Origin of the sequence: Promicromonospora sp. NPDC057138, assembly GCF_042670845.1 — a bacterium.
Classification (GTDB): domain Bacteria; phylum Actinomycetota; class Actinomycetes; order Actinomycetales; family Cellulomonadaceae; genus Promicromonospora.
Window position 1 is genome coordinate 41,416 of sequence record NZ_JBHUUX010000001.1, and the last position, 20,998, is coordinate 62,413.

Genomic DNA, 20,998 nt, shown 5'->3' on the forward strand with positions numbered 1-20,998 from the left:
CACAACAAGGGGGGTCAGTCGGGCCAGTCGCAGTAGTCGCCGACGAAGTCGTAGAAGTCGGAGCGCGCGCTGTCCGGCATCGGCACGTAGACCGTCGGCTGCGGGGCGCCGTCGACCCGCGCGGAGACGGGCACGAAGGTGCCGCGCTTGTCCTCGGCCACGGCGTGGACGTCGCAGCGGGCGGGCACGACGGCGAGCACCACCTCGCCGGACCGCTGCCCCGCCAGGTCCCGGCCGACCCACCCGGAGGTTCCGCCCGGGTCGGGGTTGCTCATCAGCGTCGTCCCGGCGATCCGGTCCAGGGTGACCTCGGGCCCGCCGTCGACCGGCTCGATCCGGAGCGTGACCAGGGCGGTCAGCTCGCCGTCCCGCGTCTCGACGGGGACGTCCGGGTCGACGGCGAGGGCCGCGCCTGCTGCCACGGCGGCCACCGCGCAGTCCGCCTGGTGGTTGCGGGCGAGGTGTCCCACGGGGTCGCCGACCTCGTCGACGGCGACGTCGGTGGCCGGTCCCAGGTCGTCGCCCTCGCCCAGCGCGAGCGTGATGGTGCCCGACGGCGGGGTCTCCGCCGCCCCCGCTCCGGACTTCGCCCCCGCGCCGGCACACCTCGGCTCGCCCAGCCCGACGTAGACCGCGCGGGTCGTGCCGGGGCGCAGCACGAGGGTGTGCTCCTCCTTGGTGGGGTGCGACGGCCCGAAGCCCTCGGCGTCCAGGGCCCCGGACAGGAGCGTCATCGTCTCGTCGGAGTCGTTGGTGACCTCGAGCCGGACCTCCCGCGTCGCGTACTGCTCGCGCCCCTGCTTCACCTCGACGCTGAGGTGGGCGGCGACGTCGGCGGGCACGCGGCCGCGCGTGGACGACGGAGGTGCGCCGCCCGCCGTGCACGCAACCGCGGCCGCGCCGATCAGCGACGCCAGAAGGACGACGCCGACAGCGCGGCCGCGGGATGCGGCGGTCAAGCGTTCCTGCGCCCGAAGATGGCCTGGACGATCAGGATGACGATGATCGAGCCGATCACCGAGAAGAGCCAGCTCTGCCACGACCAGAACTCGTCGAAGCTGATGTTGAAGAGCAGGCCACCGAGCCAGCCACCGAGCATGGCTCCGAGTACGCCGAGCAACAGGGTGACCCAGAAGCCGCCCGGCTGCTTACCCGGGATGACGATTCGGGCGATGACGCCCGCGATCAGTCCGAGGATGAGAAAGGCCCAGAAGCCCATGACATTTTCCTCCAGAGTGGTTGGCTTGCTTGCGCACTACCTCAGCACTGATCGGGGCCACTTGCCACCGGACCCGCCGAATCAGTCCCAAATTGGGACATTGCGTCCGGACGAAACCGGCCAAACACCCCCGCGCTACAGTTCGCCGGGGCAGACGCCAGACGCAGGACCGGGGCAAGGGGCTCCGGGCACGGGAAAGCTGAGGGAGATCGCATGAACCAGGGGATCGGCACGCCGGCCGAGCCACGGATCGAGCCGCGCAGCGGGCGGGAGCGGCTGCGCGCGTTCCTCGACCGGAGGTGGTTCACCAACCTCGTGCTCACAGTGATCCTGGCGAATGCCCTGGTCCTGGGCGCGGAGACCATGGTGGACGGCACGGCGCTCGAGATCCTGACCGACATCGACCACGCCATGCTGGGCTTCTTCGCGCTCGAGCTGCTCCTGCGGATCATCGCCTACGGCCGCAGCTTCTTCCGCGACCCGTGGAACGTGTTCGACCTCGTCGTCGTCGGCGTCGCGGTGCTTCCGGCCAGCGAGTCCCTGTCCGCGCTGCGTGCCCTGCGCGTGCTCCGGGTGCTGCGCGTGATCACCGTGGTGCCGTCGCTGCGCCGCGTCGTCGACGGCCTGCTGCGGGCCGTGCCGGGGATGGGCGCCGTCGGCGCGCTGCTGGTGCTGGTCATGTACGTGTCGGCGGTCATCGCGACCGGCCTGTTCGGCGAGGCCGCGCCCACGTACTTCGGGAATCTCGGGAGCTCCCTGTTCACGCTGTTCCAGGCCATGACGGGCGAGGCCTGGCCCGACATCGCCCGCGCGGTGATGGAGGTCCATCCCTGGGCGTGGATCTTCTTCGTGGTCTACATCCTGGTGGTCGGCTTCGCGGTGCTGAACCTGTTCATCGCCGTCATCGTCAACGGCATGGAGGAGATCTCCGAGGAGGAGCGCAGGGACGACGAGCAGAAGGACGTGCGCCTCGACCACCTGGCCGCGCAGAACCACGAGATCCTCGCCGAGCTCCGCTCCCTGCGCGCGAAGCTCGACGAGGACGAGGGCGGCGCCGTCGCCTGACCCGGGCCGTCGCCTAACCCAGCACGACGTTGACCAGGTGCGGCGGCCGCACCACGACCCGCCGCACCGTCCGGTCGCCCACGGCCCGCGTCACGGCGGGCCGCGCCAGGGCGGCCCGCTCCAGGTCCGCGGCCGCGACGTCGGCGGACACCGGCAGCCGGTCCCGCACCTTGCCGTCCACCTGGACCACCGCCTCGACCTCGGTCGTCACCAGCAGCTCGGGGTCGACGTCGGGCCACGGCTGCGCCGCGACCGGCGTGGTGCGGCCCAGCCGTTCCCACAGCTCCTGGGCCGTCTGCGGGGCGAACAGGCTCAGCAGCACGGCGACGGCCTCGACAGCCTCGCGGTAGGTCTGCGCGCTGGCACTGGCCCCATCACCCACCCCAGGACCATCACCCGCCCGCCCACCCATGGCCCGCCGCACCTCGGTCACCAGCTCCATCAGCCGCGCGATGGCGACGTTGAACCGCCCGGCCTCGACCAGCGCGTCGACGTCGCGCACCGTGCGGTGCACCGACCGGCGCAGGGTGTCCGGGCCGGCGTCGTCGGCCGGCCCTGCCGGTGGTCGAGCTTGTCGAGGCCCTGGTCTCGACGAGCTCGACCCACGGGAGGGCGCCGGGACCAGGCGCAGCACGCGGGCCAGGAACCTCCGCATCGCCTCGGGCGAGACGTCGGCCCAGTCGACGTCGTCCTCCGGCGGCCCGGAGAACAGCATCGCCAGCCGGACGGCGTCGACCCCGTGCCGGTCCAGCTCCGCCGCCAGGTCCACGCCGTTGCCCAGCGACTTGCTCATCGCCCTGCCGTGGTTGACCACCTGGCCCTGGTTCATCAGGCGGGCATAGGGCTCAGGCGAGGGCACCAGCCCCATGTCGTACAGGACCTTGGTGACGAACCGCGCGTACAGCAGGTGCATCGTCGCGTGCTCGACGCCGCCCACGTACAGCGCGGCGGGCATCCACCGGGCGGCATCCTCCGGGCGGAACGGGCCGCCGTCGTACCCGGGCGACAGGTACCGCAGGAAGTACCAGGACGAGTCCACGAAGGTGTCCATCGTGTCGGTGTCCCGCTCGGCCGGGCCGCCGCACCGCGGGCACGCCGTCCGGATCCAGTCCCGGGCGCCGGCCAGCGGCGAGACGTCGCCCGGGACCAGCTCGTCGCCCTCCAGGTAGGGCAGCTCGACGGGCAGCTGGTCGTCCGGCACGACCACCTCGCCGCAGTCCGGGCAGTGCACCACGGGGATCGGCGCGCCCCAGTAGCGCTGCCGGGAGATCAGCCAGTCGTGCAGGCGGTAGGTGGTGCCGTCCGGCGCGTCAGGCGCGTCCTGCCGGCCGATCCAGTTCCGCTGCATCGTCAGGACGTGCGCCGGCCAGCCTGGCTCCAGCAGCGACATGTCGTCCAGCAGGCGGTCTGCGTAGGCGGTGATACGGAAGAACCACTGGGTCAGCGTCCGGGCGACGACGGCGGTGCCGCAGCGCTCGCACGCGCCGTCGACCACCTGCTCGTTGGCCAGCACCGTCCGGTCCCTCGGGCACCAGTTCACCTCCGCCGCCGCCCGGTACGCGAGGCCCCGCTCGTGCAGGCGGGCGAACAGCCACTGGGTCCAGCGGTAGTACTCGGGCTCGTGCGTGTGCAGCCGTCGCGACCAGTCGAACGAGACGCCGTAGCGCCGGATCGATGCCGCCTGGGTGGCGATGTTGGTGTCCGTGAACACGGCCGGGTGCTCGCCCCGGCGGATCGCGGCGTTCTCCGCCGGCAGGCCGAACGAGTCCCAGCCGACCGGGTTGAGCACGTCGAAGCCCTTGGCCCGCCAGTGCCGCGCCACGACGTCGGTGATCGCGAACACCTCCGCGTGGCCCATGTGCAGGTCGCCCGACGGGTACGGGAACATCGTCAGCAGGTAGCGGCGGGGGCGGGCGCCGTCGTCGGACGCCTCGAACAGGCGGTCCGCGGCAGGGCTCGCACCTGCCGCGCGGGTGGTGGGGTACGTATCGCTCATCGCTGTCGCTCTCCGGTGCATCGATCGGGTCCGGGCACGAAAAAGCCCCTCGCAAGGAGGGGCGGCCGCACCGGGTGTGCCCGATCGAGGGGCTGATCCAGTGCGGCTAGATAAGCAGCGAGGGTGCGATGCGCATGCGCCCACGATACGTGGGGCGGCCGAGCGGGGTAAAGGAAGTTCGGGACGGGGTCCGCGGTCCAGCGAGAGCGCCGGTTCGGTCCGCCGCCAGCGAGGTCCGAACCGGACGTCACGGACGAATCGAAGAAATTTCCTCAAGTGCTGTGACATCCGGGCGTCTCGTGCGTCTGGGCTGCATGGAACACACCGAGCACCCCGAACTCGTTCGTCTGGGCGCCCAATACCTGCGCGCCTACGCGGAGGGCGATGCCGTCAGCCTCTACCGCCTCGCGGACGCGTGGGGCGCGAGCGACCTGATCGCCGCCACCTGCGAGGTCGCGCTCGCGGTCATCCACGCGACGTCCGGACCGCAGGGCCTCGACGCGGTATCGACAGCGTTCTCGACCAACCGGAGGTGAGTACCGATGGAGCAGATGAAGTCCCCGTCTGAAGATCCCGAAGACATGTGCGAAACCGACGTCGTGGTGCGATCATGGGCCAGCGGGTCGAAAGGGGACACAACTCGCAGAGGGGGCAAGGCCGCGTGACCACCACGGGTGACCTACGGATCGACGACTGGGTCGTGCATCGTCCTAACGTCGTGCGTTCGGTCGTCGCCCGTGTGCCCGGCATCGATGCCGAGGAAGCCACCAGCCGTGCCTTGGAGAAGATGGTCCGGATCGTCTCCACCGGCGGGACGATCGACGACCCGGCTCCGTACTGGCGGCGTGCGGCGGTCAACGAGGCCATCTCCATGACCCGCGAGGCCGGACGCGCCCGCCCGGTCGAGGACGACACGCTCGACGGCCTCACTCCCCCGGTCGCCGGCGCCGAGCTCGACGCCGAACGCCTGGCCGACGTCACGATGCTCCGCACCGCCCTGTCCGACCTCGCCGAGGACGACCGGCAGATCCTCCTCGAACGCCACGTCCACGATCGTGCCGTCACCGACATCGCCACCGGCCTCGGCGTCCGCCCCCACGCCGTGACCATGCGGCTACGCCGCGCCGAGGAACGCCTCGCCGGCGCCTTCGCCGCCGCCCACGCCCAAGCCGTCAACGAATCCGAGTGCCGCACCACCCGCGCCGCCATGCACGACTACCTCAAGGGACGCCTCCTGCCCCGCAGGCAGCAGCGCCTGGAAGTCCACATGGACGGCTGCACCGAGTGCACCCGGGCGTTCATCGACGTCCGCGAAGTGTCCTGGATGCTGCGCGACTTCGGTCAGCACCTCATCGCCGGCGGCTTCGTGACCGGCGCCGTCGGCACGGGCGTCGCGGGCGCCGGTGCTGCTGCCGAGGGCGCCAAGCCACGGTCGTTCGGCAAGAAGGAGACGGCGGTCGCGGCGGGCGTGCTGGCCGCGCTCGCCATCGGCGGTGGGGCCGCGGCCGCGACCTACCTCAACCGGCCCGACCAGCCCCCGGCGCAAGCCATCCAGGACACCGGAGCCGGTGGCGGCAGTGGCAGTGGCAGTGGCTCGGGAGGCGGAGGTGGCGGCGACTCCTCGCCCACCGAGCGGGAGCCGAGCACCGACAAGCCCCCGTCGATCCCGCCGACCGACCCGCAGCCGCGCCCTGCGACCACGCCCAAGGAGGACGCGGCGCCGGTGTCCGACCCGGTGACCGAGCCCGAGGAGGACGTGGCCGATCCCGCGCCGGTACCGGACGACACCTCGGAGCCGTCCGACCCCGGGTCGGATCCCGCACCGGAGCCGGGCGGCAGCCCGGACGAACCGGCGCCCGAGGAGCCGCCCGTCGATCCGGCACCGGAGGAGCCCGAGGAGCCGACAGTGCCCCCGGTGGATCCGCCCGACCCGCCGGACGTCCCTGATGGGCCCGGGATCGGCACGGCGCTGGACGACCTGCTCGCGAACCTTGGTCTCTCCGACCTGCCCGGCATCGACCTGACGACGACGACGCTGGACGAGATCTGGGCATTGCTCCTGAGCCCGTTCGAGCAGGCCGCCGACGACGCCGAGTCGGCGACCGGAGACTGATGATGACGCGGGTCCGCTGCCGGCCCCGCCTCTGCTCGGCGCTGTGCGAACGCACAGTCTCTCTGGGCGACAGCCCAAGATCCCCGATCGATCACACCTGCACCTTCCGCGCGCCCGCATTCTTTGCGAGCATGCACCCCCGACGTTCCGTGCAACGTGAGGTCACGCGGCGCCTTGTCGCGTGCAGGAGGGGGGCAGCGTGACGGTCACCAGCGCCGACCTCAGCCAGTGGGCAGCGCATCGACGCGCGGTCGTCTTCACCGTCTCTCGGCGCGTACCCGGCATCGACCCGGAGCTGGCCGCGAGCCGCGGCCTGGAGCTCCTGTGCGTGGAGCTCATCAAGCGGGGCGACGTCGCCGACCCCGTCACGTTCTGGAGCACCGCTGCGGTGAACGCGGCCCTGGAGATGGCCCACGAGGAACCGTCGGCCGCGGAGCAGACCGCGACGGCCGAGGTCGTGACGGCGCCGGTCCGGCGTGCTCTCGACTTCGAGGTGCTGAGCGCGGCGATGGAGAGGCTGCCGGCCGGCGAGCGGCAGATCCTCTGGGACCACCATGTGGTGTCCCGGCCGGTCGCGGCCATCGCCGACGAGATCGGCGTGCTGCCCTACGCCGCCAAACGTCGCCTGCGCCGCGCGGAGAACCGGCTCGCGAGCAGCCTCGCCGAGACCCACACCGGCATCGCTGACGACGCCGAGTGCAAGACCACCCGCGCCTCCATGCACGACTTCGTGCGGAACCGCCTCCTGCCGCGCCGTCGGCAGCAGGTCGAGGACCACATGGTGCAGTGCGCCGGCTGCACCCGGGCGTTCGTCGACGTCCGCGAGTCGTACTGGATGCTGCGCGCCGCCGCGCCGGTCCTGCTGCTCGGCGCCGCGGCCGCGGCGAAGACGAGCACGGCGGCCGCGGGAGCAGGTGTCGCCGCGGCGGGCGCGGGGGTCGGGAGCTGGCTGGCCACCCTGGGAACACGTGCCGTCCTGACCGTCCGCAGCGCGCTGACCGATCCGGTCAGCCTGACGGCGACCGTCGCGGGCGGACTGGTCATCACCACCGCCGTCACGGCCGGGGTCGCCGGTGAGGCGGGTGCCATGCCGTCGTTCCGGGAGACCGGCCTCGTCTCCGTCTCCAGGCCGGAATCCGTGCAGACCGCGGTGCGAACCACCCCGCCGTCCTCCCCGAAGGAGGATCCTGCGAACGTTCCCGAGCCGATGGCGTTCGTGCCGCCGGGCCAGGAGCCGACGGACGGCATGCCGCCAGGGCTCGCCAGGACCGACGGGGTACCGCCCGGCCTGGCGAAGCAGGGCGGGGTGCCGCCGGGGCTCGCCAAGGAGGAGGGCGAGCCCGCGGAGCCCGCCGAGCCGAGCACGACGGCCCCGCCGGATCGCGCGGCGACCGACGACACGCCGCCCAGGCTCACGCAGGACGACGGGGTACCGCCCGGCCTGGCGAAGAAGGGCGGCACTCCGCCTGGTCAGTCGAAGAAGGAGACGACGCCGCCTGGTCAGGCCAAGAAGGATGATGCGCCTCCCGGCCAAGCGAAGAAGGAGACGACGCCGCCGGGCCAGGCCAAGAAGGACGACACGCCCCCCGGTCAGGCCAAGAAGGAGACGTCACCGCCGAGCACGGCGACCGAGGACGGGCCGCCCGGCCAGGCGAAGAAGGAGACGCCACCCGGGCAGGCCACGAAGGATTACGCCGCGGCAGAAGAGCAGGGCCGCTCAGGTCAGGCGCGCTCAGGTCAGGCGCGCTCGGGTCAGGCGCGCTCCAGGAGGACGAGCACCTCGTAGTGCGAGGTCTGCGGGAACATGTCGAGCAGACGCGCCCGCACCGGGCGCAGCGACGGCATGCCGGCGAGGTCCTTGGCGAGCGTCGTGGCGTTGCAGCTCGAGTACAGGACGTGGTCGATCCCCGAGGCCTCCAGCCAGTGGGCCAGGTCCGCGCCGATGCCCCGCCGGGGCGGGTTCACGATCACCATCTCGGGTAGCCCGGGGGCGTCCGGCCCGACGGCGAACGCCGTGGCGTCGCCCGCCGCGAACGTGACGTCACGGAACCGGTCGGCCTGGCCGCCGTCGCGCAGCTTCTCCACCGTGCCCGACGCCGCCGCCACGGCTTCCGCGCTGATCTCGATGCCCGTGACGGCGCGCCCCGGCGCCGCGCAGTGCAGCGCGAAGCCGCCCACTCCGCAGTACAGGTCCCAGAGGCTGCTCGGGGCGATCTCGTCGACCCAGGCGCCGGCCTGCCGGTACAGCTCGGTGGCGACCGCCGTGTTGGTCTGGAAGAAGCTCTGCGGGCGCAGGTCGAGCGTGATGTCGTCGATGCGCATCGGGAGCGTGGTGCGCTCGGTGAGGGGGATCTCGAGGTCGCCCTCCAGCACCGCCGCGTGCGTGGGCTGGATGTTCGCCGACGCGACGGCCAGGGCCGGGAGCTCGGCCCGCAGCGAGGGCAGGTGCTTGCGGATCCGCGCTATCGCTTCCTGGGAGCGCAGCACGAACCGGACCATGAGCTCGGCGTCGGGCGACAGTGTGACCAGGAGGTACTTGAGCTCGCCGCGCTGCTGTGCGCGCTTTCCCCGGCCGGAGACCTCGTACGGCTCCAGGTTCGCCCTTGTGACGAACGCGGCCAGCGGGGCGAAGGAGGCCTGCAGCGCGTCGGGGTAGAGGCCGCAGTCCGTGAGGTCGACGCCGCGGCCTGTCCCGTCGAGGATGCCGAGCACCGGCTCGGCCACCGTGCCGCTGACCACCATCTTCGCCTTGTTCCGGAAGCCGGACTCCACGCTGCTGACCGCCGGGAGCCACTGGGGACCTGCGGCTGTCGGGATCGAGGCGAGGAGCGCGGCGACGTGCCGCTCCTTGTCGAGCACCTGGGTGGGGTAGTCGATCTCCAGGAGGGTGCAGGAGTGGCAGCGGCCGGCGTCGTAGTGGGGGCACTGCACACCCCCATTATCCAGCCCCCTCGTACTCGAAGTGCCACGGCTCCTCGCGCCCGCCGCCGGCGCGTGCCCAGTCCGGGTGGTGCCAGCCGGCCTTGGGCCCGTTCGCGGCGAGCCACTCGTACTCCGGCTGGCCGAAGCGGAAACCATCGTCCACCGGCACGTCCACCGCGAGCGCCCAGCCGTGGTTCGAGGTGCCGGGTGCGGCGACCTGTCCTCCACCGAACTCGTCGAGCGCCTGGAGCTGCCAGTCGTAGGGCCGATAGCCGTACTCCACGCGCAGCGGCTTGCCGAACTTCGCCTGGAACTGCTCGCCGACCTTCTTCCAGGCCTCGGCGGCGTCGCACCGCAGGTACTGGTCCTGTCCCTCGGGCCCGACCCCCACCTTGCACAGAGAGTCGATCGCGAGCCGCCCGTTGGAGCCGTCGGCCACGGTGGCACGCGCGTCCCACGCCGCCGCCTCGATCGCCACGCGCGCGGCCTCACGGCGCTGGCTGAGCGCCTTCACGGAGTTCAGCTTGCTCGTGTTCACGCCGGCCGCGAGCGCCGCCTCGCCCTCGGCGCGGTGGGTCGAGAGGGTCTTACGGACGGCGGCTGGGGCGCCCGCGTCGGCGGTCCAGTCGAGGGTGTACCGGGAGTCGCGCACGGAGATCTTGAGCTGGTCGGTGACGGATGTGAGCTGCGCCTGCGCGGTCGTGAGCTGTGCCGCGGCCTGCTTTGCCTGCTCGGCCTCGGCCTGGGCCGTGGCCTGTGCGTCCTTGCGGGCCTGCTGCCACTGCTGGTACGACACCTGGACGTCCTTGATGGCCGACTCCAGCGTGGTCGAGGTGGTGCGCATGGTGATCGCCCACTCGGTCGCCTGCGCCTCCAGGGCGTCGATGTCCTCAGGAGCCTCGAGCCCTGCAGCACCAGCCTCGGGGACGGCCGGTGGCTTCATGGCCCCGAGCTCGCGCGCGGCGGCGACGTGTCCGGCCAGGTCGGCGCGGACGGCGTCGTCGGTCACCTTGCCCTCGGAGGCCGCGAGGGTCTTCTCGGCTGCCGCGATCTGGTCGGCGAGGCCGTCCTGGGCCGTGCGCCCCTCGTCCACCGCATGCACGACGTCGGTGCGCGCGTCCGCGAGCTGCTCCAGCTCGCGCTGGCCCCCGGCGTGGACGAGGGCGAACACGATGCTGCCGACCAGGGCTATCGCCGCGGCGATGAGGAAGACGAACAGCGGTCGCATGGAGCCGCCGTCCGACCGCTTGTCCGTCCCCACGGGCAGGGCCGAGCCCGAGGACGCGAGCACCGCCACGGGCGTCGTGTCGAACGGCGACGGCGCGTCCGTAGCTGACGGTTCGGGCGGCGGCCCGGCAGGTGTGGGCGGCTCCACGTTGAGGGACATGGCCCGAAGTTTGGCGAATCCGGGGCGTCAGCGCTAGTCGCCCGCCTGCTCAGCGAGGCCCTTGAGCTTGTCGACGTACAGCTCGACGTCGCCCTTCTCCCAGTCCGGGATGTTGGAGTTGTCGGCGTAGAGGCCAACGGACCGGTCGGTCAGCTCGCGCAGGATGTCGGCGTGGCCGGCGTGCCGGGCGAGCTCGTCGGTCATGTGGACGATGATGCGGAACAGCGTGACCTCGCTGTTCGTCCACCAGGGCACCCGTCCCGGCGCGTCCAGAGGCAGGGTGTCGATGGTCTCGTCGCAGAACGCCCAGGCCCGCCGGTAGAGGTCGGTGATCGACGCGACGGACTCGTCGGCCGTCGCGTACCAGTCGGCCTGCGGGTCTTGGTCGTACACGTCAAGGGGGACGAGCTCGTCCGGGGTGGGCCACTCCCGGCCGAAGGTCGGCCCGAAGTAGCCGATCTCGGTATTGGCGCAGTGCTTGACCAGGCCGAGGAGGTTGTTGCCCGAGGACACCAGGGGCCAGCGCGCCTGCTTCTCCGTGAGGCCCTCCAGCTTCCACAGGAGGGCCTCACGGGTTTCCTGCAGGTACTTCTTCAGGACCAGCTTCTGCTCGAGCTCCGCCGGGTTGCCCGGTGTACCGCCTGTCGTCTGCGCCATGGGGACAGTGTGTCGCCCGCCACTGACATTCACCGAGTCCTTGGCGTCCTGGCCCGCTTCCTCGGCGTGCGGTGGATCCACCACTCGGCGAAGAGGAGGTTCACGACGAACGACACCCAGGCCGAGGCAATCGCAGCGCCCTCGATCTCGGGCGATCCGAAGCCGATGTCCGGGTCGGTGAGCGCCCCCGGCACGTAGACGGCGATGAGAAAGGTGGACCAGAACCGGTTGGTCACGATCGAGAAGGCGTTCCCCGACGCGTCGTGAGCCCTTCCGCACGGCGGCACACCGGTTCTGGCGCGACCACAGGCAGCGGTTTTCGGACGTTGTGCACAGGTGGGCGGCCGAGGCGGGTGGACTGTCAGTGGCGTGCGTCAGAGTGGTGCCGTGACAAGTGATCCCATGACAGACGACAGCACGGCGACGGCAAGCACCGCGACGGCGAGCACGGCCTTGCGCTGCTTCGGCGACGGCGACCCCCTCTACGAGGCGTACCACGACGACGAGTGGGGCGTGCCCCTGCACGGCGAGCCGGCCCTGCTGGAGCGCATAGCCCTGGAAGGCTTCCAGTCCGGGCTCTCCTGGATCACCGTGCTGCGCAAACGGCCGGCGTTCCGGGAGCTCTTCGAGGGCTTCGACCCGGAGCGGGTGGCGACGTTCGGGCCGGACGACGTCGAGCGGCTGCTCGCCGACGCCCGCATCATCCGGAACCGGATGAAGATCGAGGCCACCATCGACAACGCGCGGGCCGTCGTCGCGCTGCACGACTCCGGGCGCACGCTGGACGAGCTGTTCTGGTCGTTCGCCCCGGCGCCGGAAGATCGGCGTCGTGCAGCCACCTTCGGGGACATCCCGGCGTGGACCGACGAGTCGAAGGCCATGAGCAAGGCGATGAAGAAGGAGGGGTTCCGGTTCATCGGCCCCACCACCGCCTACGCGGCGATGCAGGCCTGCGGCCTGGTGGACGACCACCTGGCCACCTGCCCGGTGGTGCTCGGCCGCGCTGGAGCGGCCGAGCCGGGGGCGGCTACCTGACCGTCACAGCTCGGCGCACGGCTCCACGACCGGGACGACGGCGTCGCGCACCCACTCGGCGAGCGACGTCGCCGGCGGGCGCAGGATCACGGTGTCCACGCCGTGCTCGGCGAAGCCGCGCATCTCGCTGACGAAGTCCGCGGTGTCACCCGCGCCGATCGGCGTCCCGCGGTGCAGCATCGTGACGCGGATGTCGGCGGGGTCGCGGCCGACGTCGGCGCAGTGCCCGTGCAGCACGTCCAGCAGGTGACGAAGCCGCTCGGGCGTCTCGGCGAACAGGTTGCACGCGTCCGCGTACTGCGCGACCAGCCGGAGAGTCCGCTTCTCGCCGGACCCGCCGATCATGATCTCCGGCCCCGACAGCGGCGCCGGCGAGCACAGCGTCTCGGCGAGCTGGTAGTGCTTCCCCTCGAACGGGCCGTCGTTGTCCAGGTCGTACATCTGACGGGCGATCCGGACCGTCTCCTCGAGCATCTCGAAGCGGTCCTTGAGCGGCGGGAACGGCACTCCGAGCGCCGCGTGCTCCTTGTGGTACCAGGCCGCGCCGATGCCGTAGGTGGCCCGGCCGCCCGAGACCACGTCGAGGGACGCGACGATCTTCGCCAGCAGCCCCGGGTAGCGGTACGTCACGCCGGTCACCAGCGCACCGAGCTGCACCTTCTCGGTCACTCCGGCCAGGTAGCCCAGGGTCGTGTACGCCTCCAGCATCGGGTCCGACGCCGGGAAACCCTGGTGCTCCATCTGGAAGTAGTGGTCCATCACCGAGATCCACGAGACGCCGCCGTCCTCGGCGTACCGGGCGGCGTCCGCCAGCTCGGTCCGCATCCGCGCGGGTTCCATCGAGTCGTAACGCATGAAGTGGGTGCCGATTCGCATGCCTCGATCCTCCTACGCCGAGTTCCCGTTGCGCCTCAGCACGCTCGCGACGAGCCAGGTGATCGACTCGGCGGTCTCCTGCGGCGTCGCCGACGGCTGCATGACATGGCTGAGCGCGGACCGCACCACGAGGTCGATGACCGTGGCGATCCGCTCCGGCTCCAGGCCGATCTCGTAGGAGTCCACCCGGTTCTGCACCACTACCTTGACGGTGCCGAGCAGCGACTCCGAGTGGGTCGTGAGCAGGGGCAGCAGCTCGGTGTCCGCGCCGTGCGTCGCGGACACCACGGCGCGCAGCAGGGCGTTCCCCTCGGCGAACACCAGCGTGTTCTCCAGGGCCGCGTGGATCGCGGCCATCAGGTCGTCGGGGTGGCTGTCGAAGCCCTCGACGATCTTGAACATGAACTTGGCCGACTCCGTCAGCACCATCGCCTCGGCGAGGTCCTCCCGGCTGCCGACGGCGTTGTAGACGGTCTGCCTGCTCACCCCGGCCTCGGCGGCGAGGCGGCTCATCGTGACCTTCGACCAGCCGTCGGAAGAGGTGAGGCGCGCCGCAGCCGCGATGATCCGACTCCGGCTCGAGATCGGGTCCTCGTACTCGGCAGTCACCTCGGCCATACCCCGATCGTAGGCAACGGGCGGCCTCCAGTCAGGGAAATGCATGGTCAGGTACGTGATATTTCACCTACTCTCCATTTCCTCCCACGGATCGTCGGCCGCGCGCGGCACCGAACCCTCGCGACCTGGAAACCCCCTAGAGTGGCGAGCATGGACCTCGAAGAACGCCTTGCAGTCTTCATCGACTACGAGAACCTGGCGCTCGGTGCCCGGGAACACCTGGGCGGTATGCAGTTCGACTTCGGCCCGATCGCCGACGCCCTCGCCGTACGCGGGCGCGTGGTCGCACGCCGTGCCTACGCGGACTGGTCGTACTTCGACGAGGACCGGCGCATGCTGACCCGGCACCAGGTCGAGCTGATCGAGATGACGCAGCGGATGGGCGCCTCCCGCAAGAACGCCGCCGACATCAAGATGGTGGTCGACGCCATCGAGATGGCTTTCGAGCGCGACTACATCTCGACGTTCGTCATGTGCACCGGTGACAGCGACTTCTCCCCGCTCGTCCACAAGCTGCGCGAGCTGAACAAGCGCGTCATCGGCGTCGGCGTCGAGAAGTCGACGTCGCGCCTGCTGCCGGCCGCGTGCGACGAGTTCCTCTTCTACGACCGCCTCGAGGGCGTCGAGGTGCCCGACGAGGACCAGAGCGCCCCGGCCCCGAAGCGTGGCACCCGTTCCCGCAAGGCCACGTCGGCGCCGGAGCGCGCCGCCGCACAGAAGGCCCCCGCGGCGTCGCGCCGTGCCAAGGCCGCGGAGGCGGTGGCTGAAGCCGTCGCCGAGGCGCCCGCGCCCGAGACCGCCGTCGAGCCCGAGGTCGAGGCCGAGACCAAGCCCGCCGCCCGCCGGCGCCGGAAGGCGGAGCCCACCCCCGCGCCCGTCGACGTCGCGCCTGAGGCCGAGATCGACGTGAGCGAGCAGGAGGAGGAGGCCCCGGCGTCGAGCGACGCGCCCATGGAGGTGCGCGTGGCACAGACCCTCGCCGACCTGCAGTCCTCCACGAGCGGGGCGGTGACGGCGTCCGCCCTGAAGCGCACGCTGCTGCGCAAGGACGCGACGTTCAGCGAGTCCGACTACGGGTTCCGCACTTTCGGCGAGTTCCTGCGGTTCCTCGCGGACCGCGGGTTCGTGGAGCTCGCGACCGGACCGTCGGCGGGCGACCCGGAGGTGTCCCTGCCGGAGCAGGGCGACACCGACGCCGCGTTCGCGCTGCTGCGGGACGTGGTGCAGGAGTCGAACGGCTCGGCGGCGCTGTCCGGCCTGAAGAACGCAGTGCGCAAGAAACGCCCGGACTTCTCGGAGAAGGCGCTCGGCTTCCGTGGGTTCCTCCAGTTCGCGAAGGCGGCGGAGTCCGCAGGCACGGTCGCCCTGGCTTGGGACGACGACGCCGACGACTACCTGGTCACCGCCTGAGGAACCCCGGTGGTCGAGCTTGTCGAGACCGGTCTCGACAAGCTCGACCCGCGATACGAGCTCGACCAGCGATCCGGGCCCGTCACTCGGTGAGCACGCCCGGCACCGTGCCGAGCTGTCCGGCGAGCTCGTCCCCGTCCTTTCCGGTGACGGTCGGCACCGGAGACACGCCGGGCTCGTCCGCCGTGGATCCGCCGGCCGGCACGTTCCCGGCAAGCACCTGCTCCCCGCCGCTGAGCCGCCGGATCCCCACGGCGCGCACCCGGTCGGGACGACGGCGCACTGCCCGCCCGTAGATCTCGACGTCGTGCTGGCCGTCGTCGCCGAAGAGGACCCAGCGCACGTGCGGGAACCACGACATGAGGTGCTCGAGGCTCACCTCCTTGTGCGCCTGGCCGCTGCGGAACCACCCCGTGAGGGTCGGGCCCCAGTCGGTGAGGAGCAGCGGGCCGCGCGGATAGTCGTGGCGGGAGAGGAAGGCGCGCAGCGTGCCCGCGGTGTTCCAGGCCCCGGTCGACAGGTAGAAGAAGGCGGCGTCCGGGTGCGCCTCCTCCAGCGTGCGGTACAGCTCGGGCATGCCCGGCACGGCCCGCCGCGTGCTGGAGTGCCGCACGAACGTGTTCCACGCCGCCAGCAGCGGCCGGGGCACCGCCGTCACCATCGTCGTGTCGTCGATGTCGCTGATGACGCCGAACCGCGTCCGCTCGCCCAGCACCAGCAGCGAGGTGTCGGCGGTGGACGGGTCGGGCCCGTCGAGGCACGTCAGGACGGCGGCCTGCCAGCCGACGGGCAGCGGGGCGCCCGTGGGGACCTCGACGTCGACGTAACCGGCGCGGTCGCTCGTCACGACGGACGTGTGGCCGCCGACCTGCAGCCGCACCCGACAGCCAGGCGCCGGCACCGTGAGGAAGTGCCGGAACCCGCGCCGCCCCGCGCGGAGGAGATCGCCGTCGGGCGAGACGGGGCGCGGCCGCGCGATCAGCACACGGGCGAGCACCCGCACCCGGTCCGGCGTGCCGTACCCGGTGTAGGTCTCGATCCGGGGGCGCCAGCCGGCGCGGCGCAGCGCCCACCCCGCCACGGCGTAGAAGCGGTCTTCCACCACCGCGGCGAGGTGCGGGCGCTGAGATGGGTGCGGGGTCGGGGTGGCCACACCGCATTGTGGCCTGTTACTGGCCGCCCATGCCCGTGGTCGCCACGCCCTGCACGATCCGGCGCTGGAACAGCATGAACACGACCAGCAGCGGCAGGGCCGCGATCATCGCCGAGGCCATGTTCTGCGCGTACTGCACGCCGTAGGCGTCCTTGACCGTGGACAGGCCGACGGGCAGCGTCATGAACTGCGGGTCAGTGGTGATGATGAACGGCCACAGGAAGTTGTTCCACGCGCCGATGAACACGAAGATCGCCACGGCTACGAGGATCGACCTCGACAGCGGCAGCACGATCGTCCAGAACAGCCGCCAGGACCCCGCGCCGTCGATCCGGCCGGCGTCGAGCAGCTCCTGGGGGATGGCGTCGAAGAACCGCTTGAGGATGAACACCATCACGGGCGCCACGACCTGCGGCAGCACGATGCCCGCGAACGTGTCCACGAGCCCCATGACCTGCATCTCCCGGAACAGCGGCACGATGAGGATCTGCCCGGGCATCATGATCGCCGCGAGGGTGAGCCACTGCATCAGCGCCCGGCCCTTGAACAGGGTCTGCGAGAACGCGAAGGCGGCCATCGCGGAGATCAGCACGGTGAGCGCCGTGACCAGCACGGCGACCACCAGGCTGTTCCACATCCACTGCAGCAGGTCGCTGTTGCCCAGCACCTTCTGGTAGGCCTCGAGCGTCCAGCCCATGGTGGGCAGCCACGACGCCGGGAGCGCGGCCTCGGCCTCGTGCTTGAAGCTCGTGACGGCGCCCCAGGCAAGCGGCAGGAGCCAGATCCCGGCGACCACGACCAGCGCCGCGAGCGCCCCGGCCCGCGCCCAGGGCGACGGGCCGATGGTCAGCTTGGTGAGGGCCCGGTTCTCGGCCCGTTCCTGCTGTGCCTTTGTCCGGCGGACGGCGGCGATGTCGGCGACGGCCATGTCAGGCCTCCTTCCGGGCCGGCAGGAGCCGTACCAGCGTGAACACGAGGATCAGGGCGAAGAAGACGTAGGAGATCGCGGAGGCGTAGCCGAGCCGGTAGTTGGTGAAGCCGGTGTCGTAGATGTACTCGAGGATCGGCCGCGTGCTCCCGTTCGGGCCGCCCTGGGTGAGCAGGTAGATCTGGTCGAACACCTTGAGCGAGGCGAGGAGCTGCAGCACCACGATGACGCCGGTGATCGTGCGCAGCTGGGGCAGCGTGATGGAGAACAGCCGGCGCCAGCCGCCCGCGCCGTCGATCGTCGCGGCCTCGTACTGCTGGGCCGGGATGCCCTGCAGCGCCGCGAGGTAGAGCAGGAAGTTGAAGCCGACGGTCCACCACACGGTGACCCCGGCGATGGAGAACATCGCGACGTTCTCGTCGGTGATCCAGCCGATGGGTTCCAGGCCCAGGCCCGCGACCCAGGTGTCGAGCAGGCCGATGTCGGGCTGGAACAGCCAGTTGCTCAGGTGCCAGACGACGGCGCTGGTCAGCAGGTACGGCGCGAAGAACGACATCCGCCACACCCACTGCCCCGGCAGGCCCGTGTGCACGAGCAGCGCCATCACGAGGGCCACCACCACCAGGGGGATGGTGCTGAGGATCGTGAACCACACGGTGTGCCACAGCGTCTGCCAGACCTGGGGGTCGCCGAACGCCTCGGCGTAGTTGGCGAAGCCGATGAACTCGCTTCCGGTGCCCGTGAGGCTCTGGTTCGTGAAGCTCATCCACAGGCCGTAGAGCGTCGGCACCACCAGGAAGAGCCCGGTGGCGACGGCGAACGGCGCGACGAACAGGTAGCCGGAGCGGTCCCGTTCGCGCATGGGCTTGCGGGGCGTTCCGGCGGCCGTGCCGGATCGTCTCGTGGAGGTTTGTCGGTCGGGCAGAGCCGGCCCCGCGGGCGCGGTGACGCCGGCATTCGAGACAGTCATCGTCGTCCTCTCGATCAGGCGGGGTTGGGCTGGGCGAGGAACCGGTCCATCTCGCTCAGCATCCGGGTCACGGCGGTGCGGGCAGGGGCCTTGCCGGCGAGGGTGTCCGTCATCGCGTCGGCCATACGCGTCTGGAAGTCGCTGCCGCCGCCCGTGAACCAGGCGTCGGGGTCGAAGACGGCGATCTCCGCGGCCGGCGCGTAGTCGCGCTGCGGGGTGAGCTCCTGGTAGGCGGGCTCCTCGACGATGGGCTGGTAGGCCGGGATGTGCCCGGCCGAGGCCCAGGTCAGGCTCTCCTTGAGGATTCCGGCAAGGACGCGGTACGTCGCCTCTCGGCGGGCCGGGTCCGGCGTCCCCTGCTTGGGCAGCACGAACGAGTGCGAGTCGGCGTAGTTCGCCGGGGTGTCGAAGACCGCCGGGAACTGCGTGGCCCCGACGTCGGGCAGCGCGTCCCGGAACATGGGCAGGTCCCACTCGCCGGCGAACATCAGGCCGGTGCGGTTCGACATGAATCGGCCGGACGCGGCGTTGCCGTCCTGGTTCTTCGCGGCGACCGTGCCGTCGACCATGGCCTGGAGAAACTCGAAGACCTCGGTGGCGGCCTCCTCGTCGAGCGCCGCGGGGCGGCCGGGAGTGAGCTCGTAGCCGCCGCCGTTCTGGGAGTAGAGGCCCCAGAACATGCGCCAGCACCCGGCGGGGTCGCGCTGGTAGCCCCAGCCGACGCCGGTCTCGCCCGTGACCTCGGCCATCGCACGACCGGCCGCGAGGAAGTTGTCGGCGCCCGCCACGGCGTCCAGGTCGAGCTTGCCGTCCGCCGTCGCGAGACCCGCGTCCTTGATGATCTCCGGGTTGTTGAACGCGATGTACGGGTGCGTGTCCAGCGGCAGGGCGTAGAGCTGGCCGTCGAACTGGGCCTTCTCCCACACGGCGGGGGCGAAGTGCTCCTCGCGCACCCCGAGGTCGGCGAGCACCTCGACGTCCAACGGCTCCAGGAGCCCGCCCGGCGCGTACCCGGCGAGCCGGGACATGTGCATGACGGCCGCCTCGGGCGGGCGCCCGCCCGACGACGCCATGGCGAGCTTCGTGTAGTACGGCGGCCCCCAGGCGAGCGTCGTCGACTCGACGGCGATGTCCGGGTTGGCCGACGCGACCACGCCCACCATCTCCTGCATGAGCGCGCCGTCACCGCCCGAGAAGAGATCCCAGATCATCACCGGCGTCTTGCCGCTGCCGGCGGCGCTCGGCGTCGCGCAGGCGGCGAGCGTCCCGCCGAGTGCGACACCGCCGGCACCGATCAGGGCCGCGCGCAGCAGATCTCTGCGGCTCAGGCCGCCTGAGCTCTCGGCACGGCTGCGGGTTCTCGACGCGATCCCGGGGCTTCCTTGCCCCGGGACACCGCGTGGTCGTAGCACGGTCATCCTCGACCCTCCAATGGTGCAACGTTGCGGTCCAACGTTGGATCACGATGGACTAGGTCGGGCGTCCCGTCAAGGGGTCGCGGGGCGGAAGGATGTGAAGGGTTGTCGGAACGAGCGGATCGCCGCGTGGGCATCAAAGAGGTCGCGGCAGCGGCGGGCGTCTCCTGGAAGACCGTTTCCAACGTCGTCAACGGCACGGGCCGGGTCGGCGACGCGACCAGGGCGCGCGTGGAGGCGGTGATCGCCGAGCTGGGCTACCGGCCCAACCTCGCGGGACGCCAGCTGCGGCGGGGCCGCACCAACACGCTCGCACTCGCCCTGCCGTGGGTGCATGCGCCGTACTTCTCGGTGCTGGCCCACGAGGTGATCGACGTCGGCAGCACCCGGGGCTACCGCGTGCTCATCGAGGAGACCCGCTCCTCGCGCGACACCGAGCTCGAGGCGGCGCGCGGCTTCGACGTCCAAGCGATCGACGGCATCATCTTCTCGCCGCTGGAGCTGACCCCGGCCGAGATCGACGATGTGCGGGGCTCGGTGCCCCTCGTGCTGCTGGGCGAGCGGGCCGACCCGGACCCCAGCCGCGAGCGGCGGACGGACCACGTGAGCATCGACAACGTCGAGGCCGCAGCCCAGGTCACGTCCCATCTCCTGGCGGCCGGACGGCGCAGGCTCGGGTTCCTCGGCGCCGAGCCGCGCGGCGCCGGCCGCACCGGCGCGCAGCGGGTCCAGGGCTTCCTCGACGCGCACGCCGCGGCCGGCCTCGACGTCGACGAGCGCTGGGTGCTCCAGGTGCCGCAGTTCTCCCGCCCGGCGGGCGCCGCGACCATCGAGTCGGTGCTGCCCCGGATCGACCAGATCGACGGGCTGGTCTGCGCCAACGACGAGCTCGCCCTGGGCGCGCTGTACGCCTTGCGCCGCAACGGCGTGCGGGTGCCCGACGACCTCGCCGTGACGGGCTGGGACAACACCGAGGACGGCCGGTTCGCGAACCCCTCGCTGACCACCGTCGCGCCAGACCTGCGCGCCATCGCGGAGACGGCGGTGGACCGGATCATCGCGCAGCTCGAGAACCCCGGCGTCGAGCCGGTCGACGAGGTCGTGCCGCACCGTCTGCTGGTCCGGGAGAGCAGCGCCTCCTGAACCGCCTTCCGGGTGCCTGGCGGGCGCCGGGGTGATACAACGTTGCATTCCGCTCGGAAGCCGTGTTGAATCGCCGCGCACCTGTCGTAGA

20 protein-coding genes are annotated in these 20,998 nt (G+C 71.4%); 7 read left to right on the forward strand and 13 right to left on the reverse strand.

Going from position 1 to position 20,998, the window contains the following annotated elements; genetic code table 11:
- Positions 1 to 14: 14 nt before the first annotated feature.
- Together ACFT2C_RS00200 and ACFT2C_RS00205 are read right to left on the reverse strand one after the other, a co-directional pair.
- A complete protein-coding gene (locus ACFT2C_RS00200; RefSeq protein WP_377204987.1) occupies positions 15 to 959 on the reverse strand; it encodes a hypothetical protein in 945 nt (314 codons plus the stop codon).
- On the reverse strand, positions 956 to 1,219 hold the full coding sequence (locus ACFT2C_RS00205; RefSeq protein WP_377204988.1) for a GlsB/YeaQ/YmgE family stress response membrane protein: 264 nt from the start codon (positions 1,217 to 1,219) through the stop codon (positions 956 to 958). Before ACFT2C_RS00205 ends, ACFT2C_RS00200 begins: the two co-directional genes overlap by 4 nt.
- Before the next feature lie 213 nt (positions 1,220 to 1,432).
- Here ACFT2C_RS00205 and ACFT2C_RS00210 point away from each other — a divergent pair, with 213 nt between their 5' ends.
- Positions 1,433 to 2,284 carry an ion transporter gene (locus ACFT2C_RS00210; RefSeq protein ID WP_377204989.1) on the forward strand — a complete coding sequence of 284 codons (852 nt, stop codon included), beginning with the start codon at positions 1,433 to 1,435 and terminating at the stop codon, positions 2,282 to 2,284.
- Between the two features lie 13 nt (positions 2,285 to 2,297).
- Here the strand turns inward: ACFT2C_RS00210 and ACFT2C_RS00215 are convergent, their stop codons facing one another.
- Positions 2,298 to 4,280, reverse strand: coding sequence for a class I tRNA ligase family protein (locus ACFT2C_RS00215; protein WP_377204990.1), 1,983 nt, complete (start codon positions 4,278 to 4,280; stop codon positions 2,298 to 2,300).
- Positions 4,281 to 4,594: 314 nt separating this feature from the next.
- On the opposite strand from ACFT2C_RS00215, the gene ACFT2C_RS00220 reads away from it, so the two are divergent.
- The 3 genes from ACFT2C_RS00220 (at position 4,595) to ACFT2C_RS00230 (ending at position 8,179) form a co-directional block, all read left to right on the forward strand.
- Positions 4,595 to 4,816: a hypothetical protein gene (locus tag ACFT2C_RS00220; RefSeq protein WP_377204991.1), complete on the forward strand. Its 222-nt coding sequence runs from the start codon at positions 4,595 to 4,597 to the stop codon at positions 4,814 to 4,816.
- A gap of 125 nt (positions 4,817 to 4,941) precedes the next feature.
- Positions 4,942 to 6,393: a zf-HC2 domain-containing protein gene (locus ACFT2C_RS00225; protein ID WP_377204992.1), complete on the forward strand. Its 1,452-nt coding sequence runs from the start codon at positions 4,942 to 4,944 to the stop codon at positions 6,391 to 6,393.
- A 199-nt stretch (positions 6,394 to 6,592) separates the two neighbouring features.
- On the forward strand, positions 6,593 to 8,179 hold the full coding sequence (locus ACFT2C_RS00230) for a zf-HC2 domain-containing protein (protein ID WP_377204993.1): 1,587 nt from the start codon (positions 6,593 to 6,595) through the stop codon (positions 8,177 to 8,179).
- On the opposite strand, the gene rlmC is transcribed toward ACFT2C_RS00230, so the two are convergent.
- The 4 genes from rlmC to ACFT2C_RS00250 are packed head-to-tail and all read right to left on the reverse strand — an operon-like array spanning position 8,146 to position 11,595.
- Complete coding sequence (rlmC, locus tag ACFT2C_RS00235) at positions 8,146 to 9,324, reverse strand: 23S rRNA (uracil(747)-C(5))-methyltransferase RlmC (protein WP_377204994.1); 1,179 nt, start codon at positions 9,322 to 9,324, stop codon at positions 8,146 to 8,148. The genes ACFT2C_RS00230 and rlmC overlap by 34 nt on opposite strands.
- A 7-nt stretch (positions 9,325 to 9,331) precedes the next feature.
- Positions 9,332 to 10,702 carry a M15 family metallopeptidase gene (locus ACFT2C_RS00240; RefSeq protein WP_377204995.1) on the reverse strand — a complete coding sequence of 457 codons (1,371 nt, stop codon included), beginning with the start codon at positions 10,700 to 10,702 and terminating at the stop codon, positions 9,332 to 9,334.
- 33 nt (positions 10,703 to 10,735) lie between these two features.
- Positions 10,736 to 11,359: a DinB family protein gene (locus ACFT2C_RS00245; protein WP_377204996.1), complete on the reverse strand. Its 624-nt coding sequence runs from the start codon at positions 11,357 to 11,359 to the stop codon at positions 10,736 to 10,738.
- Positions 11,360 to 11,388: 29 nt separating this feature from the next.
- Entirely contained in the window at positions 11,389 to 11,595 is a 207-nt protein-coding gene (locus ACFT2C_RS00250; protein WP_377204997.1) for a hypothetical protein, read from the reverse strand.
- 166 nt (positions 11,596 to 11,761) lie between these two features.
- Between ACFT2C_RS00250 and ACFT2C_RS00255 the strand changes: the two genes are divergently transcribed.
- A complete protein-coding gene (locus ACFT2C_RS00255; RefSeq protein WP_377204998.1) occupies positions 11,762 to 12,394 on the forward strand; it encodes a DNA-3-methyladenine glycosylase I in 633 nt (210 codons plus the stop codon).
- A gap of 3 nt (positions 12,395 to 12,397) precedes the next feature.
- Here the strand turns inward: ACFT2C_RS00255 and ACFT2C_RS00260 are convergent, their stop codons facing one another.
- Positions 12,398 to 13,270 (reverse strand): LLM class F420-dependent oxidoreductase, encoded by an 873-nt coding sequence (locus ACFT2C_RS00260; RefSeq protein WP_377204999.1) that lies wholly within the window; start codon positions 13,268 to 13,270, stop codon positions 12,398 to 12,400.
- 12 nt (positions 13,271 to 13,282) lie between these two features.
- Positions 13,283 to 13,888, reverse strand: coding sequence for a TetR family transcriptional regulator (locus ACFT2C_RS00265; RefSeq protein WP_377205000.1), 606 nt, complete (start codon positions 13,886 to 13,888; stop codon positions 13,283 to 13,285).
- A 150-nt stretch (positions 13,889 to 14,038) separates the two neighbouring features.
- Between ACFT2C_RS00265 and ACFT2C_RS00270 the strand changes: the two genes are divergently transcribed.
- Positions 14,039 to 15,298, forward strand: a complete 1,260-nt coding sequence (locus ACFT2C_RS00270; RefSeq protein ID WP_377205001.1) for an NYN domain-containing protein — start codon at positions 14,039 to 14,041, stop codon at positions 15,296 to 15,298.
- A gap of 82 nt (positions 15,299 to 15,380) precedes the next feature.
- Here ACFT2C_RS00270 and ACFT2C_RS00275 read toward each other — a convergent pair whose 3' ends face one another.
- Genes ACFT2C_RS00275 through ACFT2C_RS00290 form a run of 4 tightly spaced genes read right to left on the reverse strand, consistent with a single transcriptional unit; the run spans position 15,381 to position 19,767 of the window.
- Complete coding sequence (locus ACFT2C_RS00275) at positions 15,381 to 16,451, reverse strand: App1 family protein (protein WP_377205002.1); 1,071 nt, start codon at positions 16,449 to 16,451, stop codon at positions 15,381 to 15,383.
- A gap of 16 nt (positions 16,452 to 16,467) precedes the next feature.
- A complete protein-coding gene (locus tag ACFT2C_RS00280) occupies positions 16,468 to 17,379 on the reverse strand; it encodes a carbohydrate ABC transporter permease (protein ID WP_377205003.1) in 912 nt (303 codons plus the stop codon).
- Position 17,380: 1 nt separating this feature from the next.
- Complete coding sequence (locus tag ACFT2C_RS00285) at positions 17,381 to 18,349, reverse strand: carbohydrate ABC transporter permease (RefSeq protein ID WP_377205004.1); 969 nt, start codon at positions 18,347 to 18,349, stop codon at positions 17,381 to 17,383.
- Positions 18,350 to 18,363: 14 nt separating this feature from the next.
- Complete coding sequence (locus ACFT2C_RS00290; RefSeq protein WP_377205005.1) at positions 18,364 to 19,767, reverse strand: extracellular solute-binding protein; 1,404 nt, start codon at positions 19,765 to 19,767, stop codon at positions 18,364 to 18,366.
- A gap of 126 nt (positions 19,768 to 19,893) precedes the next feature.
- Here ACFT2C_RS00290 and ACFT2C_RS00295 point away from each other — a divergent pair, with 126 nt between their 5' ends.
- A complete protein-coding gene (locus tag ACFT2C_RS00295) occupies positions 19,894 to 20,907 on the forward strand; it encodes a LacI family DNA-binding transcriptional regulator (protein ID WP_377205006.1) in 1,014 nt (337 codons plus the stop codon).
- The last annotated feature ends 91 nt before the right edge of the window (positions 20,908 to 20,998 follow it).